This is a genomic window from Sphingobium cloacae (assembly GCF_002355855.1).
Classification (GTDB): Bacteria; Pseudomonadota; Alphaproteobacteria; order Sphingomonadales; family Sphingomonadaceae; genus Sphingobium; species Sphingobium cloacae.
The window spans coordinates 1684083-1696179 of sequence record NZ_AP017655.1 but is presented as its reverse complement, the minus strand read 5'-3'; the positions used below and the strand labels follow the sequence as shown (position 1 = coordinate 1696179).

The following is a 12097-nucleotide window of genomic DNA, read 5'->3' as shown; positions in this document are numbered from 1 at the left end:
TATCCGGTGGCCATGTCCTGAAAAACGGCGGGGCGTCAGTCGCCGGCGCCGGGATTGGGGGAGAAGAACTTCTCCAGCTTGTTCTCGACCCCGCTCATTTCGTCGGCATCGGCGGGCGCGTCGCCCTTCACCGTGATGTTCGGCCATTCGGCGGAATATTTGGCGTTCAGCTCCAGCCAGCTTTCAAGGCCGCTTTCGGTATCGGGCAGGATCGCTTCGGCCGGGCATTCCGGTTCGCACACGCCGCAGTCGATGCATTCGCTGGGATTGATGACCAGCATGTTCTCGCCCTCGTAGAAACAGTCCACGGGACAGACCTCGACGCAATCCATATATTTGCAGCGGATGCAGTTGTCGGTCACGACATAGGTCATTGTCAGGCACTCTTGAGTGGCGGAAATCGCGCCCCTGCTATGCGCGGCGCTGGCGAAGGTCAATGAGGATATTATTGTCCCTTCAATGCCCCAGCTTCAGTTCCTCATAGCAGGACTGCGCCTCGGGCGCGGGGCCGCGCCGTCCGGGAAGCTGCACCACGCGCACCACGCGCACCCCGGCGGGGTGGGGAAAGGTGACCAGGTCGCCTGCCCGCACTGGCGCATGGGACCGCTCGATCCGGCGCCCATTGACGCGGATATGGCCGTCCTCCGCCATTTTCTGCGCGACAGACCGGCTCTTGGCGAGGCGCGTGAACCACAGGAATTTGTCGATCCGCAGGGCAGGGCCGTGCGAAAGGCCGTTTACGGCCTCAGCCATTGCGCCCCAGCAGTTCGGCCAGACCGGCAAAGGCATTGGCGGCGGCAGGCTTGTGCCCCGCGCTCGCCGCGACGGAATCGCGCCGCTGTGGCGCGTCGCGCCTGCCCCCCTCACGCCTGCCTCCCTCGCTCCTGCCCTTGTCGCGCTCGCCGCGCTTGTCGCCTTCGCGGGCGGGACGCTGCTGCTGCGGCCGCGCCTTCTGCCGCCCCCGGAACGCCCAGTTCGGCTGGCCTTCCTCGGGCGCTTCCACCGGGCGGAAACCCGCCAGCTTCATCAGTTGCAGGAACGACGCTTCGGACAGCCCCAGCGACACGATCTGCGGGCTGAGCGCGGTGAAGGCTTCGCCCTTGGCGATGGCTTCATGCGCGGCGCGAGCCATGCGCTCGGCCATGTCGATCCGCAGCATCTGCTCGCCAAAGCCCCGGAATCCCGCGATCCGCGCGCCCATCTGCTCCGCCCGCTCGCCCGCCGGGATCAGCGTCAACCCCGGCTGCGGCAGGGGCAAGCAGGGCTTGCCCAGCCGCGCCGCCAACAGGGCCGAGCGCCAGCGCGCCGCGCCCGGTTTCAACAGCCCCGGATGATAGATGTCGAGCACCCCGATATCGATGCCCGCCCGGCGCAGCAGATGCCGCTGCTCCTTGTCCAGATGTCCCAGCGCCGAATCGAGTTCCGTCCGCGCGATCACGCCGCCCGCATCGGCCAGTTGCGCGAACACGGCGCGCACCACGGCGGGGACTTCCGCATCCGACGCGCTCGCCACCATCTTCACCAGCGGCAGCAGATGCTTTTCCTTCTGCGCGTCGAACCATGCCGAAAGGCGCGCGGAAACCTGCTTCTGCACATCCTGCCCCAGCGCCAGAAGCGCGCGATCCAGCCGGATTTCGGGGCTCAGCAGGTTCGGCCCGGCGAGCAGCGCCGCGACCGGATGGCCCTGCCAACCGATGCCGGGCATCCCGCCCGCCGCATCCATGAGCGCGAAATCCGCATCCGCCGCGCCCAGCAATTCCTCAGCCTTCACTCGCAATATCCTCCCAAGGCGGCGCTCGGCGGCCGCCAGCAGCATCTTCCTGTCCTGATGACGCGTAGCGGGATCGACCGAGAAACGAAATCCGTCAAGACGCCCGATCGTCTCGCCGTCGACGCAGACTGTCCCGTCCGGCTCCACCTCGACGGGCAGGCTGTCCACATTCTGCCCGATGTCGCGCAGCAGCACGGCGGTCCGCCGGTCCACGAAACGCTGCGTCAACGCGGCGTGGAGCGCATCCGACAGCTTTTCCTCCAGCGCCCGCGTCCGCTCCGCCATTTCGGCGGGATGGGCCAGCCAGTCGGGCCGGTGCGCGATATAGGACCAGGTGCGCGCCGCCGCGATCCGCCCGGACAGGGTGTCGATGTCGCCCTGCACCGAATCGAGTCGCGCCACCTGCTGCGCGAACCAGTCGCGAGGGATATGCCCTTGCCCCTCCGACAGGAACCGCCACAGCCGGCTCACCGTCCGCGCATGATGTTCCGCGCCCAGCTTCTGGAAATCGGGCAGGCCGCAGGCGTCCCATAGCCGCGCCACCGCCCGCTTGCCCTTGGCTCTTTCGATAACCAGGGGGTCGTCGGCCAGCCGCTTCAGCACCGCCAGATCGACCGCCTCGGGCGCGGCGCGCAGTTCGGGGCGGTCGGGCCGCTCCTCCAGATCGGCGATCAGCATGTCCAGACTGTCCAGCCGGGGCGTCCCGTCGCGCCAGAAAAGCTGTTCCACCGGCGGGAAACGATGCGCCTCGATCGCCTCGATCTCCTCCGGCGTGAAGGCGGCGGCGCCATCCTCGCTGCCAAGGCTGCCGAACGTCCCGTCCTTGTGATGCCGCCCCGCGCGCCCCGCGATCTGCGCCATCTCGCTGATGGTCAGCCGCCGCGTCCGCCGCCCGTCGAACTTGCGCAGCGACGCGAAGGCGACATGCGCCACGTCCAGATTCAATCCCATGCCGATGGCGTCGGTCGCGACCAGATAGTCCACCTCGCCATTCAGGAACATCTGCACCTGCGCGTTGCGGGTGCGCGGCGACAGCGCGCCCATCACCACCGCCGCCCCGCCGCGGAAGCGCCGCAGCATCTCCGCCACGGCATAGACCTCCTCGGCGGAAAAGGCGACGATGGCGGACCGCTTGGGCAGGCGGGACAGTTTCTTCGCCCCGGCATAGGAAAGCGTCGAAAAGCGGGGCCGCCCGATGATCTCCACATCGGGCACCAGCGCCTTCACCACGCGAGCGATGCTGGCGGAGCCCAGGATCATCGTCTCCTCCCGCCCGCGCGCCCGCAGCAGCCGGTCGGTGAAGACATGCCCCCGCTCCGGGTCCGCGCCCAGTTGCGCTTCGTCCAGCGCGACGAAGGCATAGTCGCCCAGTCCTTCGTTGGCGCCTCGGGCCTGCCGGCCGGCGCCGATCGGCATGGATTCCGCCGTGCAGAGGAAATAGCGCGCGCCCGGCGGCACGATCTTTTCCTCGCCGGTGATGAGCGCCACCTGGTCCGCGCCCTTGATGCCCACCACCCGGTCATAGACCTCGCGCGCCAGCAGGCGCAGCGGAAAGCCCATCATGCCGCTCGAATGGCCGCACATGCGTTCCACGGCCAGATGCGTCTTGCCGGTATTGGTGGGCCCAAGCACGGCGGTGACGGGCGATCGGGCGAAGGAGGCCATGGCCGGTATGTCGGGCATCAAGGCGGGCAGGGCAAGGGACTTTGGCCAGGCGGCGCAAACTTCGCCCCGCTTTCCCATCGCCTGTCCGGCCTGCTGCACGTCTGGCCGCAAGCTTGGCCGTCATTCCGGCGTCTTAAATTGACTTTAACCCTGTGCGTTCACAACAGTGCGGCCTCGGCGCGGCGCGGGGGCCGTTGCCTTTGGCGATGCGATGCACAGTCCCGGGGGGGACGCGATTTGTTTCAGGAAAATACGTTCGGAACGCAACAGGGGGGAGCGACCGCCTCCCTTTGGCTCGCCGACTCCCTGAAACATGCATCCCGTCGCGCCGCTGCCCCGCTCGACTGGCGCGCCCGGCTCAGGGACTGGGCGGAGGATGTGGAGCTTGTCCCCGACCTTGGCCAGCGCGTCGGCAGCCTCACATGGTTCCGCGGCCTCGCCACCTGTTTCGGCCTTTGCGCGACGGCGCTTTATCTCTCTCCCGGTTTCCAGCCCGTGCCCGGCGCGCCCGGACCGCTGATGACGCAGCCGCAGTTCGACGAAGTGCGCAGCCAGATGATCACCCCGCTCGCGCTGGGCGCGGACAGCGGGCACCGCATGGGATCGACCGATGCCGTCCAGCCGCTCCGCCAGACGCCCGAGCGCCCGCAGATCGAACTCAATGCCCAGATCGGCGGCAGCGATACGCTCTCCCGCGCCCTGTCCCGCGCGGGCGTCAGCGCCGGCGACGTGGCGACGGTCAACGCGCTGGTCGGGGGCGACCTCACGGGTGGAGCCAAGGCGGGCACCCGGCTCGACATCATCCTTGGCCGCCGCGCCAGCCGCGACCGGCCCCGTCCGCTCGACCATCTGGCCTTCCGCGCCCGCCTCGACCTCGGGGTGGAGATCAACCGCATCGGCGGCGCGCTTCAGATAAAGCGCATCCCGATCCGCGTCGACGACACGCCGCTCCGCATCCAGGGCGTGGTGGGCGACAGCGTCTACAACAGCGCCCGCGCCGCGGGCGCGCCGCCCAAGGCGGTGCAGGCGTTCCTACGCGTCATCGCGCAACAGATGGACCTGGGCTCCATCCACGCGGGCGACCGCTACGACATCGTGACCGAATTTCGCCGCGCCGAAACCGGCGACGTGGAGGTGGGCGACCTGCTCTATGCGGGCCTCAGGCGCGCGCGGGGCAAGTCCATCGACATGCTCAAATGGACGACCGGCGGCCGCACCGAATGGTTCGAGGCGTCGGGCGTCGGCGAACGGCGCGGCGTGCTGGCGCAGCCGGTGTCGGGGCGCATCTCCTCCGGCTACGGCCAGCGCCGCCATCCGATCCTGGGCTATACCCGGATGCATGCGGGCGTGGACTTCGCCGCGCGCTACGGCTCGCCCATCTATGCCGTGACCGACGGCACGGTATCCTATGCCGGGCGGCATGGCGGCCATGGCAATTATGTGCGGCTGGAGCATGGCGGCGGCCTCGCCACCGGCTATGCGCATATGAGCCGCATCGCTGCCGTGTCGGGCCAGCGGGTGCGGCGCGGGCAGGTGATCGGCTATGTCGGGTCCACGGGCCTCTCGACCGGCCCGCACCTTCATTATGAGCTTTACCGCAATGGCCGGACCGTCAATCCGCTTTCGGTGACCTTCACCACCACCGCCCAGCTTGCGGGCCGCGACCTCGCCAATTTCCGCGCCCGCCTGGCCCAGATCAAGGGCCTGCGTCCGGGCCTCCGCGAAAGTTTCGCGCAAAAAGCGCCGATCGCCGCCGCCGCCGGCACATAAGCCGCTTGGCGCGCGCGCCGCGCTTGCGCTAACGCACCGGCATGACCGCCCCGACCGTCACCGCCATCCTGCTCGCCGGAGTGCGTCCCATCCCCGATCCGCTCGCGCAGGCGGCGGGCGTCGCGGCCAAGCCGCTGGTTCCTGTCGCGGGCGTCCCGATGATCGACTATCCCGCCCGCGCGCTGGTCGGGCATCCCGCCATCGCCCGCGTCCTGATCCTCACCCAGTCGCCCCGGCTTTATGCCGACAATCCCGCGACGGCATGGCTGGCCGAGCATCCGAAGATCGTCTTCGAGACGAGCGGCTTCGGCATCGCCGCCTCCCTCCTGTCGCTGATGGACCGCGCCGACCTGCCTTATCCGCTGCTGATGACGACCGCCGACCATGTGCTGCTCGACGCCGCCATGCTCGACCGGTTCATCGCGCAGGCGACCGGCGCGGACATCGCCGTCGCCATGGTGGAGCGCGCCACGCTGCTCGCCCGCTATCCCGCATCCCGCCGCACATGGCTCAAGTTCCGCGACGGCTGGTGGTCGGGCGCGAACATCTTCTGGTTCGGCAGCGCGAAGGCGCGTCCCGTCATCGCCCTCTGGCAGGATGTGGAGCAGGACCGCAAGAAAGGCTGGAAGATCCTGACCGCCTTCGGCCCCTTTGCCCTGATCGGCGCGGCCTTGCGCATGCTTACCCTGCGCGGCGGCATCGCCCGCATCGGCCGCCGCTTCGGCCTCGTCGCGCGCCTCGTCGCCATGGACAGGGCCGAAGCCTGCATCGACGCCGACAAGGCGGAGGATGTGGCCCTGATCGAATCCATCCTGGCCCGCCCGCGCTGAAGGGTCAGGTCCGCGCCGCGTCCTGCGGCTCCACCGCCTTGCGGCTCGCCAGTCCCATCATCAGGAAAGCGGCGAAGGCCGCGACGATATTCGCCGCCGCCGCCCCCACGGTCCCGTAAAGCGGCAGCAGCGCCGCCTGCAAACCCAGCAGCAGCGCCGTCGCGATGAAGGTGATCCGCAGCGACAGGCTCGCCCGGTCCGTCGCCATCAGCAGCGGGCGATAGCTCACGCCCACCAGGTCGACGCAGGCCGCGATCCCCAGCATCAGCAGCAGCGGATAGGCGGGCAGGAACGCCTTGCCCGCGATCAGGCCCAGCAACGGATGGCCGATCGTCAGGATCAGCGCGATGATGACAGCCCCGGCGATCAGCGCCAGCCGGTTGGTCCGCCGGAACAGCGTCCGCAGCGCATCCGTCCCATGGCTCGACTGGGTGCGCGTCAGTTCCACGAAGATGCTGCGTGACAACAGGCTGGAAATCTTCGTCAGCGAATTGGCGAGCTGGTTGGCGAGGCGATAGAGGCCCGCGCCCGTCGGCCCCACGAACAGGCCGACGATCAGCACCGCCACCTGCTGCCCCACCGACGACAGCGTGGTTTGCAGGTTGGTCGCCGTCAGGAAGCCGACGATGCCGGGATTCTCATGCCGCGCATCCAGCGCCCGCCCCGCGCGCCACCGCCCGATCCGGTCGCTCCCCTCGCGCAGCGCCAGCATCCAGTAAGCCGCCGCGCACAGCAATTCCGCCGCCGCCCATGCGATCAGGAAGCCGGTGATCGTCGGCATCAGCGCCAGGGCGATCCCCGCGCCGATCATCCGCCCCACCGGGATCATGGTTTCGGCGAGCGCGCTGGCGTCGAAACGGTCGAACAGGCGCAATATGCCCATGGGGCTGGACCGGATGGTGATCATCATCACCATGCAGAATAGCCATGCCTGCCATCCCATCTCCGCCGACAATTCCATCAGCGACCCGAAGGCCAGGATGATCCCGCCCGCGATCACGCCGCCCGCCACCGCCGACGCCAGGTCGATCAGGATGCAGAAGCGCAGCACGCGATTGAGCGCGTCGCTATTCCCCGCCGCCAGATGCGGCTGGCCGTAGCGCACGACGATCTGCCAGCTATCGAAGCTGACCAGCGTCTTGATGACGTTGGCGGCGCTCAGCACCAGCGCGAAGCGGCCGAAATCCGCGACCCCCAGCGTCCGCGTGACGATGGCGAGATAGGCCAGGCTCAGCACCGCGCCCACGCCCTTGCCGCCCAGCAGCCAGCCGGTATTCGCCAGGATGCGCGCAAAGCCGTCGCTGGCCCCGCCCGATCCGCTCTTCCTCTTCACCCGTGCCCGGCCTTTCGCTGGAACCTCGTCACTCGACGCGCGCCTGTCTAGGCGGTCGGGCGGCGTTGGGCAAATGGGGATGAAGTCCGGCGACGACGGAAAGTTCGTCCATCCTCAACCCCGACCTGTCGGCCATCGCTCGCCCCCGTGCGCCCCGGCCATTTTCCGCCAAAGCGGCCTGTGCGCAAAAACCCGTTCCCACTTTCCCGCGCGATGTTCTAAAGCAGCGCGCATGAGCATCAGCAAAGCCATCATCCTGTCGGCCGGCCAGGGTTCGCGTCTTCTTCCCCTGACCCGCGACATCCCCAAATGCATGATCGATTTCAACGGCCGGACCCTCATCGGCTGGCAGGTGGCCGCGCTGGCCGCGAACGGGATCAGCGACATCGTGGTCGTCACCGGCTTCCGCACCGAACGGGTCGAGGATCACGCGCTTCAGCTTTACCGCGACACGGGCGTGCGGGTGCGGACGCTTTTCAATCCCTTCTTCCAGGTCGCCGACAATCTGGGCACCTGCTGGATCGCGCGGGAGGAGATGGATCGCGACTTCATCATCCTGAACGGCGACACCATCGTCTCGGACGAGATCGTCGCGAAGCTGATCGCGGGCGCGCAGGATGCGATCACCGTCACCGTCGACGTGAAGCCCGACTATGACGACGACGACATGAAGGTGAACCGCGACGCCAGCGGCCGCCTTCATGCCATCGGCAAGCGCCTGCTGCCGCCCGACACCAATGCTGAATCCATCGGGATGCTGGCCTTCACGGGGGAGGGGCCGGCGATCTTCCGCAACCAGATCGACCAGATGATGCGGACGCCCGAAGGCGTCGAGCGCTGGTATCTGCGCGCGATCGACATCATCGCCAAGGGCAACCGCGTCGGCACCGTCTCCATCGAGGGGCTGGACTGGCAGGAAGTCGACTTCCCGCAGGATGTGGAGGCCGCGGATGCCCTGACCGCCCGCTGGGCGGCGGAGGGGCGCTACGCGAAGTAACGGATCGCGTTCACCCGGTCTGACCGCTTTTGGCCAGAATCAGCCCGTAAGGCGGCGCATGTTGGAAATCCGCAAACCGCCCGTTTCTTCCCATCAGCCCGCGCCAAAATAGCCCTTCAGCCACGCCACCAGCGCATCCCGCTGTTCCGCCGTCGGCTTGACCGCGCTGCCAAGGTCCGGCTGCCCCGGCCATCCCGCATCGGCAATGCTGATCCCCGCCTGCTCGCGCGCGCCCTCATAGCGCGGGATGACGTGGAAATGCACATGCGGGTCGACCATCATCAGCATCAGGTAATTGATCTTCGCATAACCCACCGCCTGCCGCAGCGCGGCTTCCAGCGCCTTCGTCACCGCCGCCAGTTCCGCATGCGCCTCGGCGGGCAGGTCGCCAAAGGCCGTCGCCTCGCCCTTCGCCGCCAGCACCAGCGACCCCAGCGTCGGCTGCGCGGGCCGCAGCAGCACGACCCAATGTTGGAAATCTCCTACAAGCGTCTGCGGAAACCCGAATCTCCTGATGGTTTCGTTCATGGTTTCGCTTCCATCCAACTGACGATCGGCCGTCCCGACCGCTTCACGCCATAGGCCTGCATCAGCCGCACGGCATGGACGATCAATGAAATCACCGTCCACCATGCCAAAGCGATCAGCCCGATGTCGGGACGCCCGAAGATCGTGGCGACGAACAGGATCACCATGTTCGGATTGCGCCGCGCGGTGATCAGCCGGAACCGGCTGTCGAAGGGGCGCCACACATGGATGTCCATGCCGAAATCCTTGATGAACATCCCTTCGATCAGCCGCTGGAGCACATAGCCCGCAATCACCGCCGCCATGACCAGCGCAAAGGCTCGCGGAGACAAGGCGAGCCCCCATGCGGAAAGTCCCACGCCCCAGAAATACCACCAGAAGGGCGGATGGATCAGGTCGACGCCATGGTCGAACACATTGCCCCATTTGGACGATGTGACCGTGCACCGCGCCAGCTTCCCGTCCACCGTGTCCAGCACCATGAAGGCGAACCCGGCCAGCATCCCGCTCCAGTAAAGCCCCTGCGAGAAGAGGTAGGTCGCCCACAGGCACATCGCCGCGCCGATGCCCGTCACCATGTTCGGCGTCATGCCCAGCGAAGCGGCGATCCGGGTCAGTCCCAGCGCCAGTTCGGGCCAGAGATATTTGGTCAGCAGGTCGGTCACGCCCTTATAGGCGCCGAAATAGCTCTTCCGCTCGATCTCCCGCCGGGTCGCGGGGGTCAGCCGCTGGATGAAGGGGCAGTCGAGCTTGCGAAGCTGGCGATTGTAGATTTGCGGATCGTCGCGATATTCGATGAAGGTCAGCGCGCCGCGATGCCGCTCCAGATCGCCGGGCGTCATCCCGCCCGTCAGATGCGCCAGCACCAGTTCGCCGCCATCCGTCACCACCGTTCCCGGCTGCGTGCGGATATGCCGCAGCCACACCGGGTCGAATACATAGGCGAGGTTGACGTAAAGCCGCTCCCCGGCTTCGGCTTCGGCGTCTTCGGGCAATCCTTCCGCCCGGGCGAGGCGGCGCAGGCGCTCCGCATTGGTCATGCCCCACAGGCGCGTGGCATTTTCGCCGATCAGGCAAAGGGCAGGCAGGGGGGAAGGCGCGTCGCTCATGATACCCCGCTCTTATCGCCTCGGCCGCTCTTTGCAAGGAAGCGCAGGATCGCTTCCGCCCCGCGCCGGGCCGCGCCCCGTGGATCGCCGCCGACGGATTCGGCGAGCCGCCGCCTTTGCGCTTCGGCATAGAGGGGATGGCGCTCCGCTGCGTGATCGAGCGCCGACGGCAGGCCGGACAGCTCGTCCAGCACATCGCCCAGCGTCCAGAACAGATAATCGGGATCGTCCCGCCAGTCGACGCCATGGGCGTTGAGGAACAGGCAGGGCCTCGGCGTGGCGAGGAACTCGTATACCTGGCTGCTGACGTCGCCCAGATAGATGTCCGCTCCCGCGGTATAGCTCATGTCGAACAGCCGGTCGGATTGCAGGTCGATCAGGATCTTGCCCGGAACCGCCAGCTGCGACACCGCGTCGACCTCTTCCTGCCGGGCGTCGGCGAAAAGCCGGACATGCGGCGCCACCACCAGATTATAGCGGTCCTGCCCGGCGAACCATCGGATGATGTCGCGCCCGAACCTGTCCCATGAGGAAAGCGAGCGGCGGAAATGCGGTGCATAGAGGACCGTCGGCCGGCCGTTGTCGAACAGCGGAGCGCGGTTCCGCTGCATCCGCGTCATCAGGTCCAGCTTCACATAGCCGTTGACGGCATAGTGGCCGGGCCGGATCGTCCGGGCCTCCAGCAAGCGTTGCTCGCTCTTTTCCCCGGCCACCAGCACGAAATCGAAATGCCGGTCGCGCGGGTCCAGCATGATCGCCCGGTCGCCCGCGCCATGGGGCGTGAAGACAAGGCGCGTCCTGCGCGGCAGGCAATGGCGGATGGCCGTGGTGGTTCGTTCCGGCACCACGATGGCGTCGAACTGCCGCAGGAAGGGCAGCGCGCCCCACAACATCGGCAGGCGCGGATGCCGGCTGACATGCAGGCGGCGCAGCCATTGTGCCGGGCCGTGCTGGCCGCATATCGCGACCGGTGGTGAAAAGCCGGGATAGGCGCCCGCAACCTTTTCCACCATCCTCAGATGGGCCGGGCTGGCGACGGCGATCCGGGGCGTCACGCCCATATCCGCCATTTCCGCGGCGATAGGCAGGGCGTGAAAGACTTGATGGGGCTCGCCGATGAACAGGAAAAGAATCTGCATGGTGACCGGCTCTAAGGGGTAACGGCCTCTTGGCACGGGCGGGCCCGGAATGCCAGATGCATGTGAATCGGGGTCTCGCGCGACATTCTCTCCGTCAGGCGGCTTGACTAAGCGGCCCCTATATTGTTGAGGGGCGGGACACCGGACTAGCAGGACTGATAAAGCGATGGCCGAATTTGCGTTGCCCAAGAACAGCAGGATCACTGGCAAGGGCGTAGTGCATCGGGCGCCGGACGGGGCGACCAACGTCAAGAGCTTCAAGGTCTATCGCTACGACCCGGACTCGGGCGAGAACCCCCGCTACGACACGTTCGAGATCGATCTCGACAATTGCGGGCCGATGGTTCTGGACGCGCTGCTGAAGATCAAGAACGAATATGATTCGTCGCTGACCTTCCGCCGGTCCTGCCGCGAAGGCATTTGCGGTTCCTGCTCGATGAACATGAACGGCAAGAACGGTCTGGCCTGCACCACCGCCATCGACGAATGCGCGGGCAAGGAAGTGCGGATCACGCCGCTGCCGCACATGGACGTCATCAAGGATCTGGTTCCCGACTTCACCCATTTCTACGCGCAGTATAATTCGATCAAGCCGTGGCTGCAAACCGTCAGCCCCCCGCCCAGCGGCAAGGAGCGGCTCCAGTCGCCCAAGGACCGCGAGAAGCTGGACGGCCTTTACGAATGCATCCTGTGCGCCTGCTGCTCGACCAGCTGCCCCAGCTACTGGTGGAACAGCGACAAGTTCCTCGGCCCGGCGATCCTGCTCCAAGCCTATCGCTGGCTGGCCGACAGCCGCGACGAATATACCGGGGAGCGTCTGGATGAACTGGAAGACCCCTTCCGCCTCTATCGCTGCCACACCATCATGAACTGCGCGAATGTGTGCCCCAAGGGGCTCAGCCCCGCCAAGGCGATCGCGGAGACGAAGAAGATGATGGTCGAAAGGCAGCTCTGA

The 12097-nt window shown here is 67.1% G+C and carries 11 protein-coding genes; 4 read left to right on the top strand and 7 right to left on the bottom strand.

What is annotated here, in order from left to right; translation table 11 throughout:
• Positions 1-35: 35 nt before the first annotated feature.
• The 3 genes from fdxA to SCLO_RS08205 all read right to left on the bottom strand — a co-directional run bounded on the left by fdxA (position 36) and on the right by SCLO_RS08205 (position 3454).
• Positions 36-374 (bottom strand): ferredoxin FdxA, encoded by a 339-nt coding sequence (gene fdxA / locus SCLO_RS08215; protein ID WP_066516628.1) that lies wholly within the window; start codon positions 372-374, stop codon positions 36-38.
• 82 nt (positions 375-456) lie between these two features.
• Positions 457-753: an RNA-binding S4 domain-containing protein gene (locus SCLO_RS08210; RefSeq protein WP_066516625.1), complete on the bottom strand. Its 297-nt coding sequence runs from the start codon at positions 751-753 to the stop codon at positions 457-459.
• Positions 746-3454, bottom strand: coding sequence for a helicase-related protein (locus SCLO_RS08205; RefSeq protein ID WP_066516743.1), 2709 nt, complete (start codon positions 3452-3454; stop codon positions 746-748). Before SCLO_RS08205 ends, SCLO_RS08210 begins: the two co-directional genes overlap by 8 nt.
• Positions 3455-3673: 219 nt before the next feature.
• Between SCLO_RS08205 and SCLO_RS08200 the strand changes: the two genes are divergently transcribed.
• Positions 3674-5206 carry a M23 family metallopeptidase gene (locus SCLO_RS08200; RefSeq protein ID WP_066516624.1) on the top strand — a complete coding sequence of 511 codons (1533 nt, stop codon included), beginning with the start codon at positions 3674-3676 and terminating at the stop codon, positions 5204-5206.
• A gap of 41 nt (positions 5207-5247) precedes the next feature.
• Positions 5248-6036: a nucleotidyltransferase family protein gene (locus SCLO_RS08195; RefSeq protein ID WP_066516620.1), complete on the top strand. Its 789-nt coding sequence runs from the start codon at positions 5248-5250 to the stop codon at positions 6034-6036.
• 4 nt (positions 6037-6040) lie between these two features.
• On the opposite strand, the gene SCLO_RS08190 is transcribed toward SCLO_RS08195, so the two are convergent.
• Entirely contained in the window at positions 6041-7369 is a 1329-nt protein-coding gene (locus SCLO_RS08190; protein ID WP_066516619.1) for a lipopolysaccharide biosynthesis protein, read from the bottom strand.
• A gap of 232 nt (positions 7370-7601) precedes the next feature.
• Between SCLO_RS08190 and SCLO_RS08185 the strand changes: the two genes are divergently transcribed.
• A complete protein-coding gene (locus SCLO_RS08185) occupies positions 7602-8366 on the top strand; it encodes a phosphocholine cytidylyltransferase family protein (RefSeq protein WP_066516618.1) in 765 nt (254 codons plus the stop codon).
• Positions 8367-8459: 93 nt separating this feature from the next.
• Here SCLO_RS08185 and SCLO_RS08180 read toward each other — a convergent pair whose 3' ends face one another.
• From SCLO_RS08180 to SCLO_RS08170, 3 genes are read right to left on the bottom strand one after another with little or no spacing between them, the layout of a single operon-like run.
• Positions 8460-8894, bottom strand: coding sequence for an HIT family protein (locus SCLO_RS08180; RefSeq protein ID WP_066516617.1), 435 nt, complete (start codon positions 8892-8894; stop codon positions 8460-8462).
• Positions 8891-10003 (bottom strand): CDP-alcohol phosphatidyltransferase family protein, encoded by a 1113-nt coding sequence (locus tag SCLO_RS08175; RefSeq protein ID WP_066516615.1) that lies wholly within the window; start codon positions 10001-10003, stop codon positions 8891-8893. The genes SCLO_RS08180 and SCLO_RS08175 overlap by 4 nt, the downstream gene beginning before the upstream one ends.
• On the bottom strand, positions 10000-11142 hold the full coding sequence (locus SCLO_RS08170) for a hypothetical protein (protein ID WP_066516614.1): 1143 nt from the start codon (positions 11140-11142) through the stop codon (positions 10000-10002). Before SCLO_RS08170 ends, SCLO_RS08175 begins: the two co-directional genes overlap by 4 nt.
• Before the next feature lie 166 nt (positions 11143-11308).
• Here SCLO_RS08170 and SCLO_RS08165 point away from each other — a divergent pair, with 166 nt between their 5' ends.
• Positions 11309-12097, top strand: coding sequence for a succinate dehydrogenase iron-sulfur subunit (locus SCLO_RS08165; RefSeq protein ID WP_066516613.1), 789 nt, complete (start codon positions 11309-11311; stop codon positions 12095-12097).

What these genes read in the sequence shown, in the direction of transcription:
- SCLO_RS08195 (WP_066516620.1), top strand. Translation starts at nt 5,248, where the DNA reads ATGACCGCCCCGACCGTCACCGCCATCCTGCTCGCCGGAGTGCGTCCC.
- SCLO_RS08205 (WP_066516743.1), bottom strand. Translation starts at nt 3,454, where the DNA reads ATGCCCGACATACCGGCCATGGCCTCCTTCGCCCGATCGCCCGTCACC.
- SCLO_RS08210 (WP_066516625.1), bottom strand. Translation starts at nt 753, where the DNA reads ATGGCTGAGGCCGTAAACGGCCTTTCGCACGGCCCTGCCCTGCGGATC.
- fdxA (WP_066516628.1), bottom strand. Translation starts at nt 374, where the DNA reads ATGACCTATGTCGTGACCGACAACTGCATCCGCTGCAAATATATGGAT.
- SCLO_RS08165 (WP_066516613.1), top strand. Translation starts at nt 11,309, where the DNA reads ATGGCCGAATTTGCGTTGCCCAAGAACAGCAGGATCACTGGCAAGGGC.
- SCLO_RS08175 (WP_066516615.1), bottom strand. Translation starts at nt 10,003, where the DNA reads ATGAGCGACGCGCCTTCCCCCCTGCCTGCCCTTTGCCTGATCGGCGAA.
- SCLO_RS08185 (WP_066516618.1), top strand. Translation starts at nt 7,602, where the DNA reads ATGAGCATCAGCAAAGCCATCATCCTGTCGGCCGGCCAGGGTTCGCGT.
- SCLO_RS08180 (WP_066516617.1), bottom strand. Translation starts at nt 8,894, where the DNA reads ATGAACGAAACCATCAGGAGATTCGGGTTTCCGCAGACGCTTGTAGGA.
- SCLO_RS08170 (WP_066516614.1), bottom strand. Translation starts at nt 11,142, where the DNA reads ATGCAGATTCTTTTCCTGTTCATCGGCGAGCCCCATCAAGTCTTTCAC.